This is a genomic window from Streptomyces sp. NBC_00576 (assembly GCF_036345175.1).
In the GTDB taxonomy this organism is placed as follows: Bacteria; Actinomycetota; Actinomycetes; order Streptomycetales; family Streptomycetaceae; genus Streptomyces.
On sequence record NZ_CP107780.1, the window covers coordinates 7,696,076 to 7,722,667 of the forward strand.

The window sequence follows — 26,592 nt, forward strand, 5'->3', positions numbered from 1 at the left end:
GGCGAACTCACTCCACCTCAGCCACCGCCTCCGCGAACTGCGCCTTGTACAACCGCGCATAAGCCCCGTCCGCCCCCAACAGCTCCTCGTGCGCCCCCTGTTCCACGATCGCCCCGTTCTCCATCACCAGAATCGTGTCCGCGTCCCGAATCGTCGACAGCCGATGCGCGATCACGAACGACGTCCGCCCGTGCGCCAGTTTGGCCATCGCCTTCTGGATGAGAACCTCCGTCCGTGTGTCCACGGAACTCGTCGCCTCGTCCAGCACCAGGATCACCGGATCGGACAGGAACGCCCGCGCGATGGTGATGAGCTGCTTCTCACCCGCGCTCACCCCCGTCCCCTCGTCGTCGATCACGGTGTCGTACCCGTCCGGCAACGTACGGATGAAACGGTCCGCGTGCGCGGCCCGCGCCGCCTCCTCGATCTCCCCGCGCGTCACCTCACGCTCACCCGCGGCCCCGTACGCGATGTTCTCCGCGATGGACCCGCCGAACAGCCAGGTGTCCTGGAGCACCATCCCGATCCCGCCCCGGAGTTCGTCCCGGGACATGGACGCGATGTCCACCCCGTCCAGAGTGATCCGGCCCCCGGAAACCTCGTAGAACCGCATCAGCAGATTCACCAGGGTCGTTTTACCGGCCCCGGTGGGCCCGACGATCGCGACCGTGTGACCCGGCTCCACCGCCAGCGACAGATCCTCGATCAGCGGCTTCTCCGGCTCGTACCGGAACGACACGTGCTCCAGAGAGACCAGCCCCCGCAGTTCCTCGGGCCGTACGCCGGGCACCGGATCGGCCTGCTGCTCCTCCGCGTCCAGCAGTTCGAAGATCCGCTCGGCCGAAGCCACACCCGACTGCACCAGGTTCGCCATCGACGCGACCTGCGTCAGCGGCATCGAGAACTGACGCGAGTACTGGATGAAGGCCTGCACGTCACCGATCGACAGCGCACCCGAAGCGACCCGCAGCCCGCCCACCACGGCCACCAGCACGTAGTTGATGTTCGATACGAACATCATCAGCGGCTGCATGATCCCGCTGTTGAACTGGGCCTTGAACCCGGCCTCGTACAGCGCGTCGTTCTGCTCGGCGAACTGCTGCGCCGACTCGTCCTGCCGCCCGAACACCTTCACGAGATTGTGCCCGGTGTACATCTCCTCGATGTGGGCGTTCAGCTTGCCGGTGGTCCGCCACTGCTGCACGAAGTGCGGCTGCGACCGCTTGCCGACGCGCGTGGCGATGTAGAACGACAGCGGTACGGTCACCAGCGCGACCAGCGCCAGCAGCCAGGACACCCAGAACATCATCGCCAGCACGCCGATGATCGTGAGCAGCGAGTTGATGAGCTGCCCCATCGACTGCTGGAGCGTCTGCCCGATGTTGTCGATGTCGTTCGTCGCGCGGGACAGGACCTCACCCCGCTGCCGCTTGTCGAAGTACGACAGCGGCAGCCGCGACAGCTTCGCCTGCAGGTCCTCGCGCATCCGGTACACGGTCCGGTTGACCGCCCGGTTCACCAGCCGCGTGGCCACCAGCATCAGCAGCCCGGCGAACACGAACACCACCAGAGCGAGCCCCAGCACCTCGCCCACCGCGTCGAAGTCGATCCCCTTGCCCGGCGTGAAGTCCGTACCGGAGAGCATGTCGGCCATGCCGTTGCGGCCTTGCCTGCGCATGGCGGCGAGGACCTCGGCCTTCGAGGCACCGCTCTCGAACTGTCGTCCGATGATGCCGGAGAAGACCAGGTCGGTCGCCCGCCCCAGGATCTTCGGGCCCACCACCGACAGGCTCACGCTCACGAACACCGCGAGCAGCATCACGTACATCGTGGCCCGTTCGGGCCTGAACTGGGAGAGGAGCCGTTTGCCGGACTCCTTGAAGTCCAGCGAGTGCTGGTCGGGGCCGCCTCCGGCCATCATGCGCCCCATGGGCCCGGCCATCAGGCAGCCTCCGCTTCCGTGAGCTGGGAGAGGACGATCTCCCGGTAGGTCTGGTTGTCCGCCATCAGTTCATGGTGGCTGCCGGTGCCGACGACCCTGCCCTCGTCGAGGACGATGATCCGGTCGGCGTCCCTGATCGTGGACACGCGCTGGGCGACGATCACGACGGTCGCCTCGGCGGTCTCACGCGCGAGCGCCGTCCGCAGGGCCGCGTCCGTGGCGTAGTCGAGCGCGGAGAAGGAGTCGTCGAAGAGGTAGATCTCGGGCCGCTGGACGAGCGTCCGCGCGATCGCGAGCCGCTGCCGCTGACCGCCCGACACATTCGTCCCGCCCTGCGCGATCGGCGCGTCGAGCCCGCCCTCCAGCCGCTCGACGAACCCCTTGCCCTGAGCAACCTCCAGAGCGCGCCAGAGCTCCTCGTCCGTGGCGTCCGGATTCCCGTACCGCAGATTGCTCGCCACGGTCCCCGCGAACAGATACGGCTTCTGCGGCACCAGCCCCACCGTCCTGGCCAGCAACTTCGGCTCTACGGTGGCGACGTCCACGCCGTCGACGAGCACCTCCCCGTCCGTCGCGTCGAACAGTCGCGGTACGAGCCCCAGCAGCGTCGACTTCCCACTGCCCGTGGACCCGATCACCGCGGTCACCTCACCGGGCCGGGCCACCAGGTCGACGGCCCTCAGCACCGGCTCCTCGGCGCCCGGATAGCGGAACCCGGCGCCCCGGACCTCCAGATGCCCGTGCCGCCGCAGCTCCGTCACGGGAGCGGTCGGTGGTACGACGCTCGACGACGTACCGAGGACCTCCTCGATGCGCTCGGCGCACACCTCCGCGCGCGGCACCATCATGAACATGAAGGTGGCCATCATCACGGACATGACGATCTGCATCAGATAGGCGAGGAACGCGGTCAGCGCGCCGATCTCCATACCGCCGCTGTCGATGCGATGAGCGCCGAACCACACCACGGCGATCGACGAGATATTGACGACCGTCATGACGATCGGGAACATCAGTGCGAGCAGCCGCCCGGTGCCCAGCGACACCTCGGTCAGCTCGTGGTTCGCCTTCCCGAACCGGTCCTTCTCGTACTGGTCGCGCACAAAGGCGCGAATCACCCGGTTGCCGGTGATCTGCTCGCGCAGCACCCGGTTGACCGTGTCGAGCCGTACCTGCATCGTCCGGAACAGCGGCCGCAGCCGCCGCACGATCAACGTCACACAGATGCCCAGCACCGGCACGACGGCGATCAGCACGCCCGACAGCGGCACATCCAGCCCCAGCGCGAGCACGATGCCGCCCACGCACATGATCGGCGCCGACACCATCAGCGTGAACGTCATCAGCGCGAGCATCTGCACCTGCTGGACGTCATTGGTCGTACGGGTGATCAGCGAGGGCGCGCCGAACTGCCCGACCTCGCGCGCCGAGAACGACTGCACGCGGTCGAAGACGGCGGCGCGTACGTCCCGGCCGAGCGCCGACGCCGTACGGGCGCCGTAGTACACGGCACCGATGTTGCAGACGACCTGTACCAGCGAGATGCCGATCATCACGGCACCGAAGAGCAGGATGTAGCCGGTGTCGCCCTTCACCACGCCCTTGTCGATGATGTCCGCGTTGAGCGTGGGCAGATAGAGGGTGGCGCAGGTCTGCAGGAGCTGGAGCAGCACCAGCAGACCGATGGGTTTCTTGTAGGGCCTCAGATAAGTGCGCAGAAGTCGTATGAGCACGCTGAATCTCTCGGAGTCGGCGGTTTGTCCGTGACGGACGATGGGGAGTGCCCCACGCACCCATCGTCCGACACTCCACCCGTGTTACTTCAACCGATTAATCCAACAGCGGACGAAGAACCCGGCAGCGCGAGGGACGCCCCAGGCCCCTCGGCTGCGCATCAACTACACATCAACTACGCATCAGCTACGAAATGCCCCGGGATGAGTCTGCTCCCGCACGGACACGTACTGCTGCCGCACCGCCTGCCCCACCGCCAGCTCCTCACCGGGCTCCAGCACCTGCGCGGCGGCGCCCTGCCAGGCCGGCGGGGTACGCGGGTCGAGCGTGCCCTGCGACACCCCGAGCGCCCAGGCGGCCTGCCGCGCGGCCCCGATGGCCGCGTAGTCGGCGGGCTGCGGTACGACGACCTGCGCCCCGAACAGCGGCGGCGCCGCGGCCTGCACGGCGGGCAGCTCGGCGGCGGACCCGAGCAGGAAGACGCGCTGTACGTCGACCCCCCGCCCCCGCAGCACGTCCAGCGCGTCGGCGAGCCCGCACAGCATCCCCTCGAAGGCGGCCCGCGCCAGATGCTCGGCCTTCATGGACTCCCGCCGCAGCCCGGCGAGCGTCCCGGCGGTGTGCGGCAGGCTGGGCGTCCGCTCACCCTCCAGATAGGGCAGCATGACCAGCCCATGCGCGCCCGGGGTCGATTTCATGGCGAGGTCGGACAAGCTCTCCAGATCAGTGAGACCGAGCAGCTCAGCCGTCCCACGCAGCGTCCGTACGGCGTTCAGCGTCGTGACGACGGGCAGGTGCAGCCCGGTCGCATCGGCCAGCGAGGTGATCATCCCGGACGAGTCGAAGAGCGCCTCGGGATGTACGGCCATCACGGACCCCGAGGCCCCGAGCGACACCACGACGTCCCCGAGCCCCAGCCCGAGCCCGAAGGCGGCGGCCATGGTCTCCCCGGTCCCCGCGGAGATGAGCAGCCCCTCGGGCGTCGTACCGGCGGCGTCGGAAGGGCCGAGCACCTCGGGCAGCATCGCCTGGCGCCCGAGCGCGAGCTCGACGAGATCACCGCGATAGGTCCCCATGGCGGCCGACCAGTACCCGGTCCCGGAAGCCCCACCCCGATCGGTTGTCCGGCGCACCGGCCGCCCGAGCAACTGCCACACCAGCCAGTCGTGCGCCTGCATCAGCACGGCGGTCCGCTGCGCCGCGTCCGGCTCGTTCCTCGCCAGCCACCGCAGCTTGGTCACCGGCTGCCCGGCCTGCGGCACACACCCCACGGCCTGCGCCCACGCCTCACGCCCGCCGAGCGCGTCGATCAGATCGGCGGCCGCGACCTGCGCCCGCTTGTCCCCGCCGACCATCGCCGGTCGTACGGTGTTGCCCTGCGCGTCGACCGGCACGAGCGCGTTCTGCTGCGCGGACACCCCGATGGCCTGCACACCTTCGAGCAGCCCGCCGCCGGCCGCCTCACCGAGGGAGAGCAGCCAGGCCTGCGGATCGACATCCGAGGGCCGCCCGCCGCCTCCACCCTCGGGGCCTTCCACCGGATGCGGCGCATAGCCCTGCCGCAGCACGGACCCTGTGTCCGCGTCGCAGACGACGATACGAGTGAAATCGGGCGAACTGTCCAACCCGGCGACTATCCCCATGGCGAAAATTCTGCCGTACGCGGAGAGGTGAACGCGCCGGGTCGGCAATCCGTTGGGCACGACCTGCACGTTGTCGGTGCCCAGCGGCGTGCGGGGACCGCAGATGTGGTCATGCCAACACCCGCTAGCTCAGGTGTTACTGGTGCCCCAGTCGTCCCCGCCACCCCCCGCGCCGTTGCGCTCACGCAGGGAACGTACCCGGTCGGCCACGGAGTCGGGCACCCGGTCACCGACCTTCTCGCTCACGGTGTGGAACGCCTTGCCGGCGAACTCGCGCCCCTGCAGCGCGGCCGACTCGGCGGTGTTGCGGACGGCTGGGTTCTGCGCGATCCGTTGGCCGGACTTCTTCAACTGTTCGTAGCGCTCGCGCCCGGCCCGTGTGCCCAGCACGTAACCCAGGGCCAGTCCGGCGACGAACGTGAGCCGGTAGCGCATGACGGCCACCTTTCCTAGACGAGTGTCGAGTGAGGAGTGACTGAGGAGTGACTGGAGGTGCGTGTCGGGCGGGGGTGCGGCGAACCGATTGGCGGAGCACCCCCCTGCTTGCGCTAATGTATGTGTCGCAGCGACCGCACGCCCCCTGGCGAATACCCAGGGAGGTACGTTCGATGCAAACGAGGCAATCCTCCGTAGCTCAATTGGCAGAGCAGCCGGCTGTTAACCGGCAGGTTACTGGTTCGAGTCCAGTCGGGGGAGCTTCGATCTTCCGTAGCTCAATTGGCAGAGCAGCCGGCTGTTAACCGGCAGGTTACTGGTTCGAGTCCAGTCGGGAGAGCGCTTGAACGAGGACCCCGTTGGGGTCCTTTTTCATGCCCCGGGGAACCGTGCGAGCCGCACCGAGGTCCTCATGGTCATGCGAAGTCGACCATCCGAAGCAGGAGATCGTATGAGCGGCTATGCTGCGGCAGACGGCGCGCACAAATGTGCGCGACGCGCCGTAATGGGGCGGTAGCTCAGCCGGTTAGAGCAGCGGACTCATAATCCGTCGGCCGTGGGTTCGAGTCCCACCCGCCCCACTTGTGCAGGCTTCTGACCTGCGGAAACGTTCATTTTTGGGTGGCGGATCGTCAACTTTGCCTGAACGGAGTAAATCCGCTGCTCGTGGGTTTGGGGTGCGGTGGTGGTCGAGGACGCTCCAACCCGTCTGACCTGCGGCGGAGTAGATGATCGAGGCTGTCGCTCGGGGGCCGGGCGGCTGCCTTGATGCCGATGATAAAACCCAGGGGCCGTACAGGGGCCGGGGCGGCGCGGTCGTGTCCAGGTGACGGTGTCTACGGGGCGATTCGTTGTCCCGTTTGCCCGTTGCGCGGCAGGGGCTGCCATCGCACTGTGGAGACACTGCCGAGCTCACGTCGCTCGATCTGTGATGACGTCCAGGGGCGGGGGGAAACTGCCCCAAGAGGAAACCGCCCCGACGGGTTACTCGCCCCACGACGACGGTGACCGCTTCCCGGGCGCGCCCGCGAACCAAGTGCTCTGGAGCACTCCCGTCGTGCCGCGTGCTGGTGGATACGATCAAGGGCTCGGTGCTGTCGAACCTCAAGGAGCTTCGTCCCGGCTCGGCCGGGGCGACGGAGGTGCGGTTGTTGTTCGTGTTCGACTCGGACCGCCAGGCCGTGATCCTGGTCGGTGGTGACAAGGCGGGTAACTGGTCCGGCTGGTACCGCGTCGCGGCGTCCCAGGCGGAGCAGGCGTACGCGGAGCATCTGAAGCGAATCGATGGAGAGGACGGGGCACGATGACTGATCACCTCAAGGACCCGCGGGCTGTCTCCTGGGGAGACCTGGCCGAGGATTTCGCCTTCACCGATGCCGAAAAGGATCAGATTCGGAAGGGGGCGCAGGTGATGGTCCTGGCCTCCCGTGTGCACCGCCTCGCCGAGTTGCGGAAGCGGCAGCACACCACGCAGGTCCAGGTTGCCGAAGCCATGGGTGTCACCCAGGCCCGCGTCTCGCGCATCGAGAAGGGCCAACTGGAGCACAGCGAGGTCGACACCCTCGCCGCCTACGTCAAGGCGCTCGGCGGCAAATTGAAGATCGTCGCTGACTTCGGCGATGAGAGCTACGTACTCGGCTGACCCGTCGACGCGCTGCGACCCAGGTGGATGAGCGGTCCGGTGGACAAGCTCGCGTCTTGACGTCAGGGATGAAGCCCCGTGTGATTGTCGGCCAGGGGCATGACAGTGGCGAACAGGGCCCCGGGTGCTCCGTGGCTTGGCCGAAGTTTCATGGGCGTCACCCTCCGTGTTGACCGTGTGCACCAGCCGGTCCCAGGAGGGGAGGTAGCTGTCGGGTGGCACCTTGAAGAAGTGCTGGTGGCCTGGCTCGTGGTTGCCTTCCTCGACGTATGCCGAGGTGCCCTCGGCCCAGACCGCAGTCGCCTTTCCTCCGGGGGCCTGGGTAGGGAAGCTCGCACGACTGCTGAGGTACCAGACCCCGGCGCTCACGCTGCCGCCGACCTGAGCGGGGACGGACTGTCGTTGAACCATCCGTGACCCACACGGAAGAAGGCCCTCGCCTTGTGGCGGGGACCTTCGACCTCTTGAGAACGCCTGGCTTCCCAAGCCGTGATGAACCGGCAGGGCGCCGTGGCGGCGGTGCGGGTCAGTGCAGGGCGCTGACCTCGGTCGCCGACAGCGTCCGCGGATAGACATGGACGTCGGTGACCGAGCCGGGGAAGGCCAGGTACGGGGTTGTGGCGGAGGCGCTGTTGACGCAGCCGCCGATGGTCAGAGGGAGGGAGGAGTCGTACTGAGGGCTGAGGTTGGTGGCCGTCCCCACCAGGGTGCCGTTCTGGTAGAGGGCCATGTTGCCGGTATTTGAGCTTCCGGCGACCGGCGCGCGGAAGGCGGCGACGAGATGGGTCCACGTGCCGACCGTCGCGGTGTTGTTGTCTCCCTCCGCAGTGGGAAAGTCGGCGTTGTCGTCGTTGGTGGTCGACGTCTGGAACATCCAGGCGCTACTGGGCTTGTCGTACGAGAGGTAGAAGGCCTGGTGCTGGGTGGTGCCCTGGCAGACGGCGGTGGTGCCGAGTGCTGAGTTGATCTTCACCCAGGCCGAGACGGTGTAGTCGCCGAGTGTGTTCACCGCGCTCTGCTTGCTCTTGAGGAAACCTGTGCTGCCGTCGAAGGAGACGCTGCCGGTCATCCCATTCGGTGCAGATGTGCCGAAGGTGGCGCTGCCGGAGGAAGTGAGTGGGTTGAGGGAGGCGGTGTCGGTGCCGTCGGTGGCGAGTTTCCAGTCGTCCTCGGGCATGCCGTTCTGCCAGCCGCTGGGCACGATCACGCTGGCCGCGCCGGCGTCGCTGGCCGGCATGGCGTAGGGGTAGACCTGGACGTCCGAGACGGAGCCCGGGAAGGCGTTGTAGGGCGTGGTAGCGGCGGGGTCGTTGACGCAGCCGCCGATGGTCAGGGGCAGGGAAGAGTCGTACTGCGGGGTGAGGTTGGTGGCCGTCCCCATCAGGGTGCCGTTCTGGTAGATCGACATGACGCCGGTGGAGGAGTCGCCGTCCACGGGGGCGGTGTAGGTGACCAGGAGGTGGGTCCAGGTGCCCAGGGCCCCGGTTCCTGTGTCTCCTTCCGCGGTGGGGAAGTCGGCGCTGTCGTCGTTGGTGGTCGTGGTCTGGAACATCCAGCCCTGGTTGCCCCGGTCGTAGCCGAGGTAGAACGCCTGGTGCTGGCTGGTTCCCTGGCAGATGGCGGTGGCGGGGTTGTCCGCGGAGTCGAGTTTCACCCACGCGGAGACGGTGTAGTCGGCAAGGGTGTTGACGGCGGTGTGGTCGCTCTCCAGGAATCCGGTGCTGCCGTCGAAGGAGGTGGCGGCGGCAGGGGCGTTGGTCGCGTCGGGTCCCGCCGCGTTGAAGGTCGCGCCGCCGACTGCGGTGAACGGGTTGTCCACGCGTGTGTCGGTGCCGTCGGCGGCCAGTTCCCACTCGTCGTCGGGTGTGTCGCTGCCAGTGGCCTCCGGGACGATCAGGTTCGGCGCGATGCCGACGACCTGGGTGTTGGTGTCGTTGAGGTAGCGGGCGGCGAGGTCGTCGTAGTACGTATTCGACGGGTTGCCGCTGGAGAGGTCCGCTGCCTTCACGGTCGAGGAGGTGGCCGTGCCGTCCGTGGAGACCGCCGCGGCGAAGTCGATGACCTGGGTGGGGAAGTTGTCGAGCAGGTACTGGTTCACCAGCTCACGTGCGGACTCCTGGGTCGCTGTGCCCGGGTGAGCGGCGGTGAACGGCGGGACGGTGGTGAGGTAGACGGTGAGGTTGGAGTTCTGGGTGACGGGCTGCCCGTTGACATAGGTCTGTCCGTCGTCGGTGTAGTACGAGGTCAGCTCGCTGTTGATAGCGGTGAGTCCCTGCTCGACACCGGAGGCGCAGGTATTGGCGGTACCGACGCAGTTGAGCAGGTCGGCGGCACCGGTGGAGACGAGGACGGTCCGCACGTTGCTCTGCGCCAGTACGTTGCGGTCCAGTGGGTTGAGCGCGTTGGCCGGGTTGTCGATGTACGTGCCCTGCGGCAGCAGGTTGTTGCTCAGGCTGGAACTGTTGGTGCCTGCGTTGAGCACGCCGTAGTCCACTGAGGAGTCCCCGTTGGGGTCGCCGACGATGGCGCCGGTGATGGCGTCGCTCAGGTGGTGGTGGCCGTCGCCGCTCGCGGTGTCGCCGTTGACGCTCTGGTCGCCGTAGAGGACCAGCGACCCGGTGGGGGCGGAGACAGGCGTGCTGACGTCGATGCCGGCCAGGTACGGCAGACCGGTGTACGTGGTCTGCGTGAACTTTCCGGCCACGGTGTCCCTGGTGCGGTTGGCCGCGTCGCTGACCCAGACCGGGGTCTGGGCCGAGGCGTGGCCGGGCAGGGCGGAGACCAGGCCGTGCACCTGCAGGCTGATCAGAACCGTCGCCTGCTGGTCGACGTGCAGGGTCACTGGGTCGCTGGTGATATCGCCGCCCGCCGGGATCGTCACGGTGCCGGCGCCGCCGAAGGCCAGCGGTACCGGTGCCGAGGTCGCCGCGGCACCGCCCGCCGTGCCGTCCTGCAGGGCGGCGGAGGCTGCGTCGAAGGTCACCGGGCTGTTGCCCATGGCATTGGACAGGTGAATGCGGACGCCGTTGTCGTCGTCGGTGCCGATGCTGACGTGGGCCGGGATGCGTAGCGTCTGTCCGTTGACGGTGGCGGCGCTGCCGCCGGACTGCGTCACCTTGGCGGTGTCCTGGACGGAGGACCAGGTGCCGACCCAGTGCTGGGTGCCGTTGCCGGTGACGGTCAGTGGCCTTACGCCCATGCCCAGGATGTGCAGCGTGGGCTGGCCGGCCTGGACGCCGTTGGTGAACAGCGGCAGGGAAATGCTGCTGATGACCGAACCGGGGCAGGTCAGCGGGACGCTGACCGCGTAGATCTTCGGGCCCGGACTCGGGCTGGTCTGGGTGTTGTTGCTGTGGTTCTCGTGGACCAGGGTCAGCGAGGCGGCGGAAGCCGGGCCGCTCAGCCAGTCGGGCACCGTGTCCAGCGTGTACGACTGGTCGGCGGGGTCGCCGCGCGGGTCCAGGCAGTTGTTCTTGGCGTAGGAGATGGTGCCGGTGGCGCCCTTGGCCGCACCGCCGGTGGCGAAGGCCAGGAAGACCACGGCGTCACCGGTGTTCACCGGGCCGCTGTCCGGCAGGGTGACGGTCTGACCGGAGGCCAGCATGTTGTCGTACGTGCCGGTGCCGAACTTGGGTAGCGCGATGCCCGTACCGTCCACGGTCACCGACTTGCCGCTCTGCCAACCCGAAGTGCCGGTCAGGTCGGCGGAGTTGATGCTGTTGCCGGAGCCGTCGGCGTCGGCCGTGCTGGTCGTGGTGGTGAAGGTGCTGGTCGCGGTGTTGTTCAGGCAGCTTCCGGTGCTGTTGATCGCGCAGGTCAGCGCGGGCCCGAGGCGCAGCACGTCGAGGCCGGCCTGGTAGCCGCTGGAACTGGGGTTCTTGCCGGTCAGGGCGAGGGTCAGGGTGTGCACGCCCTGCTTGAGGGTGAGCAGTTGACCGTTCGAGTCCTTGGGGATGCCGAGGTTGACGAACCGGGTGGTGGTGTAGGAGTTGTAGGCGTCGAAGCCGCTGAGCAGGGTGGCCTGGGTGGGCTTGCCAGCGTCCAGGACCAGATTGTGGATGCCGTAGTCCTTGGCCTTGGTCAGGTTGGCCCCGAAGCTCCAGGGGCCGTCCTTGGGGATGTCGAAGCTGAACGTCGCGCTGTCACCGCTGACGACCTTCGAGGTGCTGGACCTGTTGGCGAGCATGGCCTGGTAACCGTCGGCGAACTCGTAGCCGCTGCCCGCGGCCTGGCTGATCAACTGGCCGCCCTTGGACGTCGTGGTCGCCTTCGGCACGGCGGTGGTCGTGCCGTCGGTGTTGGTGGCCGTCCAGCCGGCGATCATCTTGTCGCCGTAGGCGTACGTCGGGGTGCTGGTACCGGCGTAGAAGGCGTAGCTCGTCTGGGAGATGGATGTCGAGCCTGCCTGGTCCACAGCCTTGGTGTACAGCGTGTGCGGTCCCGCCTTGCCGGGGGCGAAAGCGGGGGAGGCGCTGCCGTTGACGACCGACGTGCCGGTGCCGGGGCCGTTGTCCGAAGTGGCGTAGTAGACGTGGCCCGGCACGATCGTCGTGCTGGTGGTCCAGTGGGTGACGCTGCTGCTGTAGACCGTGTTGCCGAGCGTGGCGTCCAGCGCGAACAGATAGCCGGTGATGTTGTTGGTGTGGTTGTTGCCGAGTGTGAAGGTGCCCTTGTCGCCGAAGGCGGCGCCGATCTGTTTGGCCGGGAACTGACTGGACGTCACCGTCGGGGCCGGGGGCGCGCTGGTGTCCACCGTGAACGTCTGCGTCCTGGTCCAGATGCCCGAGCCCGGGCCCACCCAGTAACCGGCGGCGTTCTGCGCGGTGGCCTTCCAGGTGTAGGTGCCGTCCGGCAGGCTCGACGTGGTCCAGTCACTGCCGTTGGTGTTGTACCGGGCACGCTTCTTCGAGTCCGTACTGGGCCCGAAGCCCTGGTGGATCAGGGTGCCGGAGGAGTTGTAGACGTTGTACTCGATGCGTACCAGTTCGCTGCCGCCCGCCAGGTCGGGGTCGACCGCACGCGCGGACAGCGTCGGCGTGTGAGTGGTGGTCATCGTCTTGCCCATGTTCACACTGGACGGTTTGATGGCCGGGGTGCCGGTGCCGTTCTTCAGTTTGGGCCGGTAACTGTAGGTGACCGACATGGTGGCGCCGCCGCCGTAGGCGAGCTGCTTCCACTGCGTCGCGTCGTTCATGTCGGGCGACTGGACCATCAGCGTCATGCTCTTCCAGCCGCCGGCCGCCGCGCTCTGTGCCCGGGAGGTCACGTCGAACTGCAGTGACGGTGGGCTGACCCAGGAGTTGGCACCGTCGGTGACCGGGCAGGTACCGGCCTCGTGGCTCTTGGGGTTGGTGCCCAGCGAGCCTGTGCGCCCTCCGGGCTCGTGTCCCCAGTACAGCGACGACGAACTCCACCCGGTGGGGCGGTCGGTGCCATAGACGGCGGCCGGGGTGTCCGCGCACGACGCGGCGGAGAGCTGCTTCACATACAGCGAGGCATGCGTGACCACCGCGCCTTTGATGCCGCTGGTGTTCATCTGGTAGTAGGTGCGGGCCCGTTCACCGTTGCCGGGGGAGGAGTTGTCCCACCCCTCACGCGCGTTGGTCCCACCGGAGGTGGAGGTCGAGTTGTAGACGTTCCACCCGTTGTCGGAGATCCGCGCCCAGTCCAGCTGGGAGGGCCTGCCGCTCCACTCCGGGTCGACGTAGACCGGGTACGTGGTGCTCTTGGCGGTGAGCAACTGCTGGTCCAGGCCCAGCAGTTGCTTGCCGTTTCGCAGACTCACCCGCACCTGGGCGCGGTGCCTGCCGACCTTGGCGGCTGCCTTCCGCTCGGCACTGGCCAAGGAGACGGTCGCAGCGTGGGCCGAGGACATGCCGGAGGGCTTCGCGCCGGCGCTGTCCCACATCAGCGCGGTGTCACTGTGGAACACCGTCTCGCCGGTGCGCTCGTCGGTGGCCCGAGCCCCACCGTCACGCGTGGGAGTCAACTCGACATGGGACGAGGTGGTGTTCAGCGAGAGGCTTCGCAGGCGCGGATCGGCCGCCGCCTTACGGGACTTGACCACAAAGATCGAGGAGTAGCCGGAGGCGTCCGCAGTCAACTGCAGGTCCACCTGCGGCAGTACGTCGGGGTAAGTGGCGGTGTCCCCGGAGATCACCGGCTCGGGCAGCTTGCCCGGCCAGGAGAAGCCCAGCCTGTGACTGCCGTTGCGCATCGCGACCAGCGCGCCCGAACCGCCGTCGGAGAACGCCACGTCGGTGACCGCGGCCCTGGGCGCCCAGGTTCCGTTCGCCTGCCGCACCAGCTTCGTGTCGATCGGCACCCACTTCCCATGCCGCAGTGTGCGTTGCGGCATCGAGGAGTCGGAGCGGGTGAAGGTGCCGTCCGGGTTGGCCACCACCAGCGTCCCGATGTCGGTGAGCTGGTCGATCGTCACCGGCTCGCCGGTGGCCTTCGCCTGCGCGGACGCCGCCGACGTGGCGTTGAGACGCCGGGCGGCGGACGGGGAGCCGCTGCCCTTCGGCGTGGCCTCGTGCGCGGCGGCGGGCGGGGGTGCCGCCGCGGCCAGCGAAGCCGCGGTCAGGGCCGTGGCGACAACGGTGGCGATCGGTCTCGACAGCCGGCGTCTGGACATGCGCAAGAGACTGAGATGGACGGACATGAAGGTTGGGGTCCTCCGCTTTCAGGCGGTTCCCCCCGTGGGCCCCGCGCCGGAGTGCATTCTGTGGGGCCGATGTGAGCTGGGTCCATCATCGATTGATCGCTTCATGTCCGTACGAGGTCCGTTTTTGCCATATGGGAGTCCAATTGAGTTCAGATTTAGGGAGTTTCTTTGCTTTCCGTGTGCATGCACTTTGCAAGCGGTGTTGATCTCAGGCCCTAGCGTGAACCTTCCGCGAAGGGCTTGATCAACTGTGCCTCGCCTTTGGCGTGCGCTCAACTGCCTTGGATCGAGGCCGATAGGGCGCTCACAGCAACACCCGGGGGCGGCTTCCGCGTGCCCTGGGTCGGGAACGGGGGAGGGCTCACGATGACGCGAACTGCCGGGCTGGGGAGACGGATGCGACGGGGCGCCAGACGGCTCCGTGGCCTCAGCCTCCCAACAACAGGTGTCCTCCTGGTGAGCATGCTCGTCCCCGCCGCGGACGCGATGGCGTCGACGGGTTCGCACCAGCACGTCCCAGCCCCTGTGGTGGTCAAGGACAAGCGGATTCCCTTCACTCACGGGAAGCCGAAGGCGGCTGCGGCGTCGAAGAGGTTCACACACTTCGAACCCGCGGGGCACGCGTCGTTGCCGGGTGCGGGGAGCTCGACGGTGTCGCTGACCGCTCCGCCCACCGACGGGCCTTCCGCGCACGCGGCGGCGGGTTCGGCGTCCTCGCGGCGGACGATGCCGCGAGTGCGGGCGGGGTCGTCGCCGGTGCTGCTGTCGGCGGTAAGTTCGGGTACCACGGCGCGCCGGGTCCAGGTGACTACGGTCGACCAGAAGACCGCACGGGCCGCCGGTGTGCACGGCGTGCTGTTCACCCTGAGAAGCGTGGGCGGCGCCGACTCCGGCAGCGTCGGGGTCGACGTGGACGACTCGGCCTTCCGCAACGCCTTCGGCGGCGACTACGCCTCGCGGTTGCACTTGGTGCGGCTGCCTGCCTGCGTACTGACGACTCCTCGACTGCCACGGTGCCAGTCGCAGACGCCGCTGCGGACCAGGGCCGGCGCGCCGTTGTCGGCCCAGGTCTCACTGCCGGCGGCGACGACCTCCATGACTCTGTCCGCGCGTACCGCCGCGGACTCCGGCGGCATGGTGGCGCTGGCCGCGACCTCCGGCACGAGTGGCTCGTCCGGCGACTACACGGCGAGCAGTCTGTCGTCCGGTGGCACGTGGTCAACTTCGGGCAACACCGGGGCCTTTACCTACAACTACCCCGTCTCCGTGCCCGGAGCCATCGGCGGTTCGGCACCCACGCTGACCCTGAACTACAACTCGGCGACCCAGGACGCGCGTACGGAGGGCACCAACAATCAGTCCTCGTGGCTGGGCGACGGCTGGTCGACCTCAGACAACTACATCGAGCGGACCTACAAGTCCTGCAAGGACGACTCGTCGTCGGGCGCGCCCAAGAACGACGGCGACGAGTGCTGGGCGGGCCAGGTCCTGACCCTGTCGCTGGACGGGAAGTCCACGGCGCTCGTCTACGACGGGAGCACCAAGACGTTCCACCCCGCGCAGGACGACTCCACCACGAAGATCGAGGATCTGACCGGCGCCACCAACGGCACCGACAACGGCGAGTACTTCAAGGTCACCGAGAACGGCATCCAGTACTACTTCGGCTGGAACCGCCTGCCAGGCTGGAGTTCGGGCAAGGAGGAGACCAAGTCGGCTTGGACCATGCCTGTCTACAAGGCTCACGACGGCGTGTCGGACTGCCCGGCGGGCACTGACTTCGCGTCCAGCTCCTGCACTCTGGGCTATCGGTTCAACCTGGACTACGTCGTGGACCGCCACAGCAACGCGATGGCGTACTACTACGCGCCGGAGACGGGGTACTACGGCCCGAACATGAAGAACACCGCGGTGGCCTACACCCGCGGTGGGACGCTGAAGCGCATCGACTACGGCATGACCTCGTCCACGGTCTACTCGGAGACCGCGCCGGAGCAGATCCTGTTCGACGCGACGGCGGAGCGTTGCATCTCGGGCTCGCCCGCAGACAACACGTGCTCGGACTCCCAGTTCACCAAGTCCAACCCGGAGTACTGGCCCGACGTGCCGGTCGATCTGAACTGTGCCAAGGGCGCGACGGACTGCACCAACCACGGTCCCAGTTTCTGGTCGCGCAAGCGTCTGACCTCGATCACCACGCAGGTGCAGGTCGGCGGGGCGACCAAGCAGGTGGACCGCTACGACTTCACCCAGTCCTTCCCCGACGGCGGGGACCATGCCCCGACCCTGTGGCTGGACAGCATCAAGCACACCGGTCTGGACCTGCTCGGTGGGGCCTCCGCGAGCGCCTCCACCCCGTCGGTCAGCTTTGATCCGCCGTTGCAGCTGGCGAACCGGGTCGGGACGATCCCGCAGATGCCGTTGATGTACCACGACCGGATCCAGACGGTCACGACGGAGACCGGTGCGCAGACCACCGTGGTCTACGACACCCCGGACTGCTCCAGCGCCCCGGCAAGTGATCCGTCCGACCCGGCGGACGCGGCGGCGAAGGGATTCGCCTCGACGAACAAGCTGCGGTGCTTCCCGGTGTACTGGACGCCGGACGGACAGCCCGCGCCGATGCTGGACTGGTTCTCTCTTCACCCGGTCAGATCGGTGACCACGGTCGACCCGCACAACAGCTACCAGGACGGCACCGAGCCGGAGCTGCTGACCGAGTACTCCTACAAGGGGAACCCGGGCTGGCACTACGACGACAACGAGACGGTCAAGGGCAAGAACCGCACCTGGGGCCAGTTCCGCGGATTCCCGGAGGTGGACGTCACCACCGGGGACCCGAACGTCTTCCACTACACCAACGGGTCCAAGGTCTACGACCAGAAGAACCTGACCAAGACCTACTACTTCCTGGGCATGAACGGCGACACCATGCCATCTGGGACACGCACCGTGCCCGCGCTCACCAGCCAGGACGGCAGTGTCAGTGTCGCCGACGACAACCCGCTGGCCGGGCAGGTCTTCGAGACCGACACCTACACCGGTGTGAACGGCGACATCGACAAGGCCGTTGTCAACGTCCCCAGAATCATCGGCCCCACCGCCACGCGGAACCGGACCGGAATCGCGGACTTGACGGCGAACATGGTCCGCCCCGCCAGAACGCTGACCCGTCAGGCCGTCTCCTACGGCTGGCGGAAGACCGAGACCGACACCTTCTACCACACGACCCTGGGCCAGACCACCACCGGCATGGCCGTCCAGAGCGACGACCGCGGTGAGGCTAGTGCCACCGGCAACACCGCCAAGTGCACCTTCACCCGCTACCTCGACGGCACCCCCGCAACCGTGGTGGTCACCGCCGAGAAGATCGTCACCGACCAGGACTGCAACAGCTCCGGGGCCACCCCCTCCGGAAACCTGGTCTCCGACACCCGCACGTCGTACGACGGGCACGCCTTCGCCTACAACGGCGACGGTCAGTCCAACCCGGACCTGCCGAGTGCGGGTGACGCCACCCTGGTACAGAAGGCGACGGCGTCCAGCGGGGCAACCGCCACCAAGCTCGTCGACCAGACCCGGAGCACGTACGACTCCTACGGCCGAGTGGTACTGGCCACCCGGACGCCCAAGTCCACCGCCCCGGACGGCAGCAGCCTGGCCCAGACGGTGGCGACCTCGTACACGCCGGCCGGCGGCGCGCTACCGGCCAGCACCACCACCGCCACGCAGATCACCCCGGGCGTGACCTGCACACCGGCCACCACCTCGTCCAAGGACTGCCAGGTGGCGTCCTCCGCGCTGGACCCTGCCCGTGGCGTGCCCCTCACCAAGACCGATGTCGCCGGTCTGGTCACCTCGCTGTCCTACGACGCGCTCGGCCGGCTGACCGGCGTCTGGCTGCCCAACGAGAACAAGGGGGCCGGCGCCCCCGCCAGCATGACGTACAGCTACGCGCTGTCCGCCACCGCTCCTTCGGTGGTGTCCACGAATACCTTGCTGGACAACGGAAGTTACAGCGTCAACGAGACGCTGTACGACGCCATGCTGCGCACCCTGCAGACCCAGGTGACGGCGGAGAACGGCAGCACCACGGTCTCGGACACCCAGTACGACTCGCACGGCTGGACCGTGGTCACCAACAACAGCTACGCGATCTCCGGGAACCCGGGCTCCAGTCTGGTGTCGGTCTCCCAGGTGACCATCCCCGCCACCACCGTCACCGACCACGACGCGATGGGACGCACCACCCGGAGCACGGACGAGCGCGACGGGGCTCAGACCTGGAACACCCGCACCGCCTACACGGGGGACAAGGCCACCGTCATCCCGCCCACCGGCGCCGTCGCCACCACCACGGTGACCGACGCCCGCGGCCAGAACACCGAGCTCGACCAGTACACCGCGGCACCGACTGTGACCGGCAACGCGACCGACGGCTTCACTGTCACCGGCGGGACGTTCCACGCCACGCGCTACGGCTACGACGCGGCCGGCCGGCAGAACAAGGTGACCGGCCCCGACAACGCGGTGTGGTCCTTCGGCTACGACCTGCTGGGCCGCAAGACCTCCCAGACGGACCCGGACGCCGGCACCAGCCGATACGGCTTCGATGACGCCGGGAACCTCGTCTCCACCACCGACTCACGTACCAACGAGCTGGACTTCACCTTCGACCTGCTCGGCCGCAAGCTGACCGAGACGGACAAGGCGAAGAACTTCAAGGTCGCCTCCTGGCTGTACGACACCTTGCGGATCGGCCAGCAGACCTCGTCCACCAGCTATGCGCAGGGTGTTACGGGCGGATACACGGTCGCGACGACCGGCTACACCACCCTGGGCAAATCGACCGGCACGAAGATCACGCTGCCCGCGAGCGAAGCTCCGCTGCCGGCCAGCTACCAGACCACCTACGCTTACAGCGCCAAAACACAGTTGCTGACCTCGCAGATCGACCCGCGCACCCAGGGCCTGATCGGCGAGACCATCACCTACGGGCACGACGTGCTGGGCAACCCGACCACGACCGCGAGCAGTGCCCAGACCTACGTTGGCGCCACCGTCTACACCAACTACGGCGAGCCCTCGCAGCTCACTCTGGGGGCGTCCACCAACCCCGCCTGGGTCACCTACTCCTACGACGACCAGACCCGCAGACCCACCGGGCGGCTCATCTCGCGTACGCAGGCGCCGGGCCCGCAGGTGGACGACACCAAATACACCTACGACGCCGTAGGCAACCCGCTCTCCGCCGCCGACCAGCAGTCCGAGACCGGCAACACGGCCACCGACACCCAGTGTTACCAGTACGACACACTGGCCCGGCTGTCCCAGGCATGGACCGCGAAGGCCGCCTGCCCGGCGCTGGGCACCGCCCCCACCGCCGCGACCGTCGCAGCCACGGCCGGGTCGTACTGGCAGTCGTACAGCTATGACGCCATCGGTGGCCGCACCCAGGTGATCGATCACTCCACCACCGGTGGGGCGGACACCACCACCGGCTATGTCGACGGCTGCACCACCGGGTGCAATGCCACCGGCGCCCAGCCGCACACCCTGACCAGGACCACGGGCGGAAGCAACCCGTCCGACTTCGTGTACGACGCCGCGGGCAATCTGCTCACTCGCACCCCGACCGGCAGCGGGGCGGGCCAGAACCTGATCTGGGACGACGAAGGCCATCTGGCCCAGGTCGACACGACCGGAAGCAGCCCCACCACCACCAAATACGTCTACGACGCCGACGGTAACCAGCTGATACGCCGCGACCCCGGGAAGACCACGCTGTTCGCGGGCGACACCGAGATCGTCGTCAACACCGGCGTCATTCCGAGCGTCCTGCTCGGCGCCGTGCGCACCTACGCGCACGGTGGCGTCGGCGGCGCTGTCGCGGTCCGCTCCAGCCTGCCCGGCGGAGGCACCGACTACCTCTTCGGTGACCCGCACGGCACCGGCACCATGGCGATGGACACCACCACGCAGAAGGTGTCCCGTCAGCAGTACACGCCCTACGGGCAGCAGCGTGACAACGCCAACAGCACCGCGTGGCCCGACCCCACCCACTCGTACCTCGGAAAGTCCCAGGAAGCCGCAACCGGTTACACCGATGTCGGTGTCCGCAAGTACGACGCCGCGCTGGGAATTTTCATCAGCGTCGACCCCAAGTTCGAGGCCACCGACCCGCAGCAGCTCGGCGGCTACGCCTACTCCGGTGACAACCCCGTCACCAACGCCGACCCCAGCGGTCAGATGTACCCGGCGGACATGGGCGGCGGGTTCTCCTACCGCCCGCCGACAGACGCGACGGACTGGCTCTTCCGCGGTTCTACCGCGGGTTTCGGCGGTTCGCTGAACATCCAGTCCACCGGGGCCACGCCCACCTCTTCGGACCCTGGTGTCTCCGTCCACTTCGCCACCCAGGCAGCGAACGACTTTCACGGGCAGGGCGTGCTTCACATCCTGAACCGACAGGACCTCACCGATCTGGAAGTGGTGGACAACTACTACCAGTCGATCCCGCACGAGAGTGAGGTGTGGGTCGAGGGGTCCGCCACCGATCTCACCAAACGGGCCAGGGTGACGATCCCGGTCGAGCAGGCACGGAGCATGCTGTCCAAGATGGGCATCGACGTTGATCCGTCCACCAGGCTCGGCGACCTGGACGACAACCTTATGAATACCCCGAAATTGACCCCTGATCAGATCGAGGAGTTCGCCAAGAACGCCGGGGCCACCGGCGGTTCGGGCAGCGGTGCCGCCTCGGCCGCGAGCAAGCTGGCGGGTGGCGACGCGGGCTTCATCACGGTCGGCGGCGCGCTGAAGGGCAGCCTCTTCGTCGGCGCGGTGGCGCTCTCCGCCTACGACGTGGCCAAGGCACCGCCGGCCCAGAAACTCCACACCGCCACGCGGGACGCCGCGGGCCTCGCGGGCGGCCTCGCGGGCGCTGCCTACGGTGCGGAGGTGGGTGCGTCCATCGGTTCGGTCTTCCCCGGTGCGGGCACTGTCGTGGGCGGCGTCGTCGGGGGTGTCGTCGGAGGCATCATCGGCAGCGGTGTGGCGTCCGAGGTGGCCGACAAAGTCATGAATTGGTTCTGATCCTGAATGGAGGCATCCCCGGCATGACCGGTAACGAGCCTGAGGGACTACTGCGGGTGCTGATCGTGTACGAGCGGCCCTCGGCGAACAAGGTGATCTGTCACGCCCGCTGCATCAGTGTGGGGCGAAGTGTCTTCCCCGGCGATTCGGTGCTCCCGACGGACAGCCCACCGGATGCCGGGGGTCCCCCGGCCCGGGTACTCCGTATACACCGACAGCCTTACGGTGAGTTCACCGAACTGACCCCCGGCTGGAGCGCCGTCGTCGAGCTGGAGGGCGCGGACCTGTCCTGGGTGCAGCCCGGAACGAAGTGCCGGGTGGTTCCGGCGGCAACGGGCACGGAGCTGGGACAGACCGGCTGAGCACCGCCTCGGGGGGCAGCCGACCAGAATCTGTGCGGGGGTGATGAGCCCGAGGCTGAGGATCTCCCTTCCTGGATCCTCAGCCTTCGGCCCGGGCGGAGCCTCTGCGCACAGTCCGACCAACATAGACATCAGAGGGCGGTATATGGCGTGATGCTCCGTTTGTTGTCGCTGGAACGTGTGGCGCAGGTGTATCGGGGCTGATCGGGGAGTCCTGTCGTGCTGGAGTGTTCTTCGTGAGCGACCGCCAGCCCTACAGGAGCGACTTATCCGACGAGCGGTGGTCAACGGCCAGTACTTCAACAAGATGAAGGCCGACTCCCGGAGCTCGAAGCAAGCCCGCAGCCCCGAACTCGCCCAGAAGCTGTGGATGCACACGGAGACCGTGCTCGGTCTCAGCAGCAACAGATGAGGAACAGCCCAGGCAGCCCTTCGTAAACGGTTCCAGGGCTGCGCAACGACGTGCAAGACGTCTTGCTAAGTCCCTTGCCCGACCTGCGTGCGGTGCCCGACCAGCCGCAGGACTTCATCCCCCTGGCGATGCTCCCCATCCGCCGCAGTCTCCAGGTCGGCTGGGGCACCACGGCCACGTCAGCGGCTGGCAAACCAGGGGTACCGGCATGAACTCGCTCTGGAAGAAGGCGATTGAGCCGGATAGGCTGATGAGACAACGTCTGGCCTGGGGAAATGGCTACAGAGACTCCGCCCCGAGTAGAGGGGCGGAGTCTCTGCGCGTTGGAAGGGGAATCCGCTGTGCGAAGGTTCCATGCCATCGGCTGAACTGGGCGGACGCGGCTGCTTCTGTGATATGGGTCCAACTCGAAGACGCTCAGGGGCCATTGAGGGGCCACAAGGACAGGAACAGACCGACAAGCACTGCACAGGGCTGACACGGATCGACACGTCTGACCTGCAAGAACGGCCCGAATCGGCACTGATCGGCAAGGACCGCCAAGATCCTCAAAGGACTCATAATCCGTCGGCCGTGGGTTCGAGTCCCACCCGCCCCACCTGCGCAGGCCTCTGACCTGCGGAAACGTTCTTTTCTGGGTGCCGGAGCGTCAACTATCGCTCAACGGACTAAATCCGCTGCTCGCGACTTCGCGAGCCGGTGTGGCCTCCGTCTTCTGTTGCTCCCCTGACCTGCATAGATGCACGTCGACGCACCCCGGGCGAACCCGGTTGTGGTCGGCTTCGCTGCGACAGCGCGATGGGTTGAGGCCGTCCTGAGGCACCGACGCGGCGAACAAGGTGACAATCACCGACTACACCCCGATCACCACCGGGCCACTGACCAAGGTCACGGTCACCGACCCCAAGGGCCAGAAGAGCTACACCTACCTCGACTACGCCCGCGGCACGACCGTCAAGTCCTATGACGTCAACACCAAGCTGACTGAGTCCACGTACGACGCACTGGGCCGGGCAATGGCTGTCTGGCTGCCCAACCGCTCTCGCTCCGGCGGATACGGCGCCAACTACACGTACGCCTACTCCGTCAGCAACAAGAATCCGTCCTGGTCGTCCACCTCGACGATTCGTGGTGAAGGCGTCTACAACACCACCTACACGATCTACGACTCGCTGCTGCGGCCGCTGCAGACCCAGTCGCCGACCGGGAACGGCGGCCGGCTGCTGACCGACACCCGCTACGACAGCCGCGGCCTGGCCTACGAAACGTACGCCGACGTCTTCGACTCCACCGCCACCCCCACGGGCATCTACGCCCGGGCCGAATACGGCGGCGCGCCGAAGCAGACCGACACAGTCTTCGACGGCGCCGGGCGTCCGACGACCAGCACCCTGTACATCTACGGCGTCAAGAAGTGGTCCACCACCACCGGCTACACCGGTGACTCCACCGCCACCACCGCCCCTACCGGTGGATCCGCGGTCCGCACGCTCACCGATGTGTTCGGCCGCACCACCGAACGCCGCGAGTACTCCGGCACCGACCCCGCCGACACCGCCTACGGTGCGGGCGTCGGCGCCGCCTACACCTCGACGAAGTACAGCTACACCCGTGACAGCAAGCCGGACACCATCACCGGGACCGGCGGAGCCCAGTGGTCCTACACCTACGACCTGTTCGCCCGCCAGACCACGGCGACAGACCCGGACGAGGGGAAGACCACCACCTCGTACACCGACCTGGACCAGGTCGCCGCCACGACCGACTTCCGCAACACCACCCTGCTCTACGGGTACGACGTACTCGGCCGCACGACGGACGAATGGCAGACCTCCAAGACCGACGCCAACAAACTCGCTCACTGGGCCTACGACACCCTGGTCAAGGGGCAGTTGGACTCCGGCACCAGCTACGTCGGCGGAATGGCGGGCACGGCTTACACCAGGAAGGTCACCGCCTACGACAGCCTGTACCGGCCGACCACCACCCAGCTCGTTCTGCCGTCCACCGACGCCTTGGTCACCTCGGGTGCCGTCGCGGCCACGCTGACGTCCTCGACGTACTACAACCTCGACGGCACCCAGCAGTATGTTTCCGAACCCGAGGCCGGCGGCCTGGCCGCGGAAACCGTCAACACCGGCCACGACACTGTCGGTTTGCCCACCACAGTCAGCGGCGCCAGTGACTACCTCCTCGGAGCCGCCTACTCCGCCGTCGGCCAGACCGAACAGTTCACCCTCGGCACCTCCTCGGCCGCCGGCACCAAGAAGGCCTACATCACCAACACGTGGGAGGAAGGCACCGATCGGCTCAAGCAGTCGGCCGTCACGGACCAGACCCACAACTACGAAACGCAAGAGCTGAACTACAGCTACGACGACGCGGGCAACGTCACCTCCATCACCGACCCAGCCACCCTCGGCGGCACCGGCAAGGCCGACTACCAGTGCTTCACCTACGACGGCCACCAACGTCTGACCGAGGCCTGGACCCCGTCCACCACCGACTGCTCGGCATCGGGCCGTACCACCGCGAACCTCGGTGGCGCCGCCCCCTACTGGACCTCGTACTCCTACACCGACAGTGGCCTGCGCACCACCGACACCACCCACACGTCAGCAGGTGACACCGCCAGGACCTACTGCTACAGCGCGACCCGGCCCCACGCGCTGACCGCCACCACCGCGGCATCCTCGTGCACGGGAGTCACCGCCGCCTACTCCTACGACCCGACCGGCAACACGACCGGCCGACCCAACGGCACTGATAAGCAGACCCTCACCTGGACTCCCGAAGGCCAGTTGGACACCCTCACCGAGAAGACCGGCTCCGGAACCACCAAGAGCACCACCAGCCACATCTACGACGCCGACGGCAACCTCCTGATCCGCCGCAACACCAGCGGAGAGACCGTCCTTTACCTGGATGGCGGCACCGAGGTCCACCTCGACACCTCGACATCGACCGCCAAGCACTGGGCGCAGCGGTACTACAGCGCCGGCGGTTCAGTCATCGCTCTGCGCACCAACAAGTCCGGCACTTCGACACTGACCTGGCTCGCGGCCGACCAGCACGGAACCAGCAGCCTCGCACTGGATGCCACGACGCAGGCCGTCACCAAGCGGTACACCAATACGTTCGGTGTCCCGCGCACCGGCAGCACCGGCACCTGGCCCGACGACAAGGCCTTCCTCGGCGCCTCCGCGGACCCCGGCACCGGCCTCACCCACCTCGGCGCCCGCGAATACGACCCGTCCATCGGGCGGTTCATCAGTGTCGACCCAGTCCTCAACCTGGCCGAGCAGCAGTCCCTCAACGGCTACACCTACGGCAACAACAATCCCGCCACCCTGGCCGATCCGGCAGGCACCGATCCGTGCGGCGGCCTCAAGTGCGGCCACGAAGGGGACAAGTGCAGCGACCCAGCCATCTACTGCTACGCCGAGAAAGCGGACGGCACAGCTGACACCACCGGCGCGGTCCCCTCCGGTGGCGGTACGGCCAGCACGAGCAGCACCGGCAAGACCACCAGCGGAAAGAAGAGCGGCTCCCACGGGGGCTGGCTGTCGAACACGGTGAACACCGTCGTCGATTACGGCTCCGCGATCTTCTCCCAGCCCGACGTCTGGTGGGGCGCCGCCGAAACCGGCGGAAGCATGTTCCTCATGGGCCTCGGCGGAGACGCCATCGTCGGCGGCGGCGCCCTGTGCCTCACCGGCGTCGGCTGCATCGCCGGCGCCCCCATCGCGGCAGGCGGCGCAGGCCTGATCGGCGCCGGTGCCGTTGGTGCGGCGGACGGGATCGGGCGCATCAACGATGGGCTGGGGAAGGCATTCACAGAGGCCAGCAGTGAATCGTCTGGATCCGCCTCTTCGGCGAACGGAGGCATGGGCGACCTGGTCAAGGTCAACAAACCCGATGGATCAGCGGACGCACTGGCCGAGCGTCTCGGCGGCGAATCGAGGGTGAGGTTCTCGAACGACCCGGAGGGTCGGGAATTCGATGCTGTGAGCGACACCTACGTGGCTCAGGCGAAACCCGAGAATTTTATCCTCGGGAAGAAATTTCGAAAGCAGGCTGCAGCTACTTTCCAGATGGCGAAGACTACTGGCCGGGTTCCTTACTTTCAGTTTGATGGCCCTCCTGGGCCGGGAGTTGTTGACGCCATCAGGAGATATACTCAGCGTTACCAGATGCCAGCAGTGATCGATACTGAACCAGTGATCGTCCCATAGGACGAGAACGACACCGAGGGGTGACGAAATCGTGGCCGTGTATGTGTCGGTACGGGGATGGCTAGAGTGCGACCGGGCTCAGCTTTTTGCGGTAAAAGAAATCATTGCGACACATTCCGATGACCACTATTCCGGTGGGTGGGGATTCCCAAAGCATCCATTTAACTGGACGTCTTATGTCTTTTACGGCGGCGACATCCAAGAGGGAGACGTGTCTTGGCTTCGGGAGCAGTTGGTTGAAATGGCCACCCTTCCACCCTCGGACGAGGAGGATTCTGATGTGCAGGGGCTCTTCATGCTGACGCACGAGATTGAAGGTTTGATCGAGTGGCAGATTCACGACGGGCATATCCATGTGCTCCCTGGCGAGGAGCGACACCAGTACCTGGGCTCGTTGTAGGAGGTTCGGGCAGGCGGTCGATTCC

The 26,592-nt window shown here is 67.2% G+C and carries 13 protein-coding genes and 3 tRNA genes; 10 read left to right on the forward strand and 6 right to left on the reverse strand.

The annotated features are described in order from the left end of the window. Positions 1-7: 7 nt before the first annotated feature. The 4 genes from OG734_RS33525 to OG734_RS33540 all read right to left on the reverse strand — a co-directional run bounded on the left by OG734_RS33525 (position 8) and on the right by OG734_RS33540 (position 5,754). The gene (locus tag OG734_RS33525) at positions 8-1,942 is read right to left on the reverse strand and encodes an ABC transporter ATP-binding protein (RefSeq protein WP_330291172.1); all 1,935 of its coding nucleotides are present in this window, start codon (positions 1,940-1,942) and stop codon (positions 8-10) included. Beyond that, positions 1,942-3,675, reverse strand: coding sequence for an ABC transporter ATP-binding protein (locus tag OG734_RS33530; protein ID WP_330291173.1), 1,734 nt, complete (start codon positions 3,673-3,675; stop codon positions 1,942-1,944). Before OG734_RS33530 ends, OG734_RS33525 begins: the two co-directional genes overlap by 1 nt. A 183-nt stretch (positions 3,676-3,858) precedes the next feature. Beyond that, positions 3,859-5,319 (reverse strand): FGGY family carbohydrate kinase, encoded by a 1,461-nt coding sequence (locus OG734_RS33535; protein WP_330293889.1) that lies wholly within the window; start codon positions 5,317-5,319, stop codon positions 3,859-3,861. 129 nt (positions 5,320-5,448) lie between these two features. After that, positions 5,449-5,754 (reverse strand): YtxH domain-containing protein, encoded by a 306-nt coding sequence (locus OG734_RS33540; protein ID WP_330291174.1) that lies wholly within the window; start codon positions 5,752-5,754, stop codon positions 5,449-5,451. Between the two features lie 188 nt (positions 5,755-5,942). Here OG734_RS33540 and OG734_RS33545 point away from each other — a divergent pair. The 5 genes from OG734_RS33545 to OG734_RS33565 all read left to right on the forward strand — a co-directional run bounded on the left by OG734_RS33545 (position 5,943) and on the right by OG734_RS33565 (position 7,396). Next, positions 5,943-6,015: transfer RNA gene (locus OG734_RS33545), tRNA-Asn, on the forward strand. 6 nt (positions 6,016-6,021) lie between these two features. Then, positions 6,022-6,094 (forward strand) — tRNA-Asn (locus tag OG734_RS33550). Between the two features lie 167 nt (positions 6,095-6,261). Beyond that, positions 6,262-6,335: transfer RNA gene (locus OG734_RS33555), tRNA-Ile, on the forward strand. Positions 6,336-6,818: 483 nt separating this feature from the next. Next, positions 6,819-7,061, forward strand: a complete 243-nt coding sequence (locus OG734_RS33560; protein ID WP_443064969.1) for a type II toxin-antitoxin system RelE/ParE family toxin — start codon at positions 6,819-6,821, stop codon at positions 7,059-7,061. Further along, positions 7,058-7,396, forward strand: a complete 339-nt coding sequence (locus OG734_RS33565; RefSeq protein WP_330291175.1) for a helix-turn-helix domain-containing protein — start codon at positions 7,058-7,060, stop codon at positions 7,394-7,396. The genes OG734_RS33560 and OG734_RS33565 overlap by 4 nt, the downstream gene beginning before the upstream one ends. A 526-nt stretch (positions 7,397-7,922) precedes the next feature. On the opposite strand, the gene OG734_RS33570 is transcribed toward OG734_RS33565, so the two are convergent. Further along, positions 7,923-14,033 (reverse strand): LamG-like jellyroll fold domain-containing protein, encoded by a 6,111-nt coding sequence (locus tag OG734_RS33570; RefSeq protein ID WP_330291176.1) that lies wholly within the window; start codon positions 14,031-14,033, stop codon positions 7,923-7,925. Positions 14,034-14,620: 587 nt separating this feature from the next. Beyond that, positions 14,621-14,926: a hypothetical protein gene (locus tag OG734_RS33575; protein ID WP_330291177.1), complete on the reverse strand. Its 306-nt coding sequence runs from the start codon at positions 14,924-14,926 to the stop codon at positions 14,621-14,623. A gap of 10 nt (positions 14,927-14,936) precedes the next feature. Between OG734_RS33575 and OG734_RS33580 the strand changes: the two genes are divergently transcribed. The 5 genes from OG734_RS33580 (at position 14,937) to OG734_RS33600 (ending at position 26,567) form a co-directional block, all read left to right on the forward strand. Continuing rightward, positions 14,937-21,158 carry an RHS repeat domain-containing protein gene (locus OG734_RS33580; RefSeq protein ID WP_330291178.1) on the forward strand — a complete coding sequence of 2,074 codons (6,222 nt, stop codon included), beginning with the start codon at positions 14,937-14,939 and terminating at the stop codon, positions 21,156-21,158. A gap of 23 nt (positions 21,159-21,181) precedes the next feature. Further along, positions 21,182-21,520, forward strand: a complete 339-nt coding sequence (locus tag OG734_RS33585; RefSeq protein ID WP_330291179.1) for a hypothetical protein — start codon at positions 21,182-21,184, stop codon at positions 21,518-21,520. Positions 21,521-21,800: 280 nt separating this feature from the next. Continuing rightward, positions 21,801-21,932 (forward strand): hypothetical protein, encoded by a 132-nt coding sequence (locus tag OG734_RS33590; protein WP_330291180.1) that lies wholly within the window; start codon positions 21,801-21,803, stop codon positions 21,930-21,932. A gap of 839 nt (positions 21,933-22,771) precedes the next feature. After that, positions 22,772-26,167: a restriction endonuclease fold toxin gene (locus OG734_RS33595; protein WP_330291181.1), complete on the forward strand. Its 3,396-nt coding sequence runs from the start codon at positions 22,772-22,774 to the stop codon at positions 26,165-26,167. Between the two features lie 31 nt (positions 26,168-26,198). Then, a complete protein-coding gene (locus tag OG734_RS33600; protein WP_330291182.1) occupies positions 26,199-26,567 on the forward strand; it encodes a hypothetical protein in 369 nt (122 codons plus the stop codon). Positions 26,568-26,592: the final 25 nt, after the last annotated feature.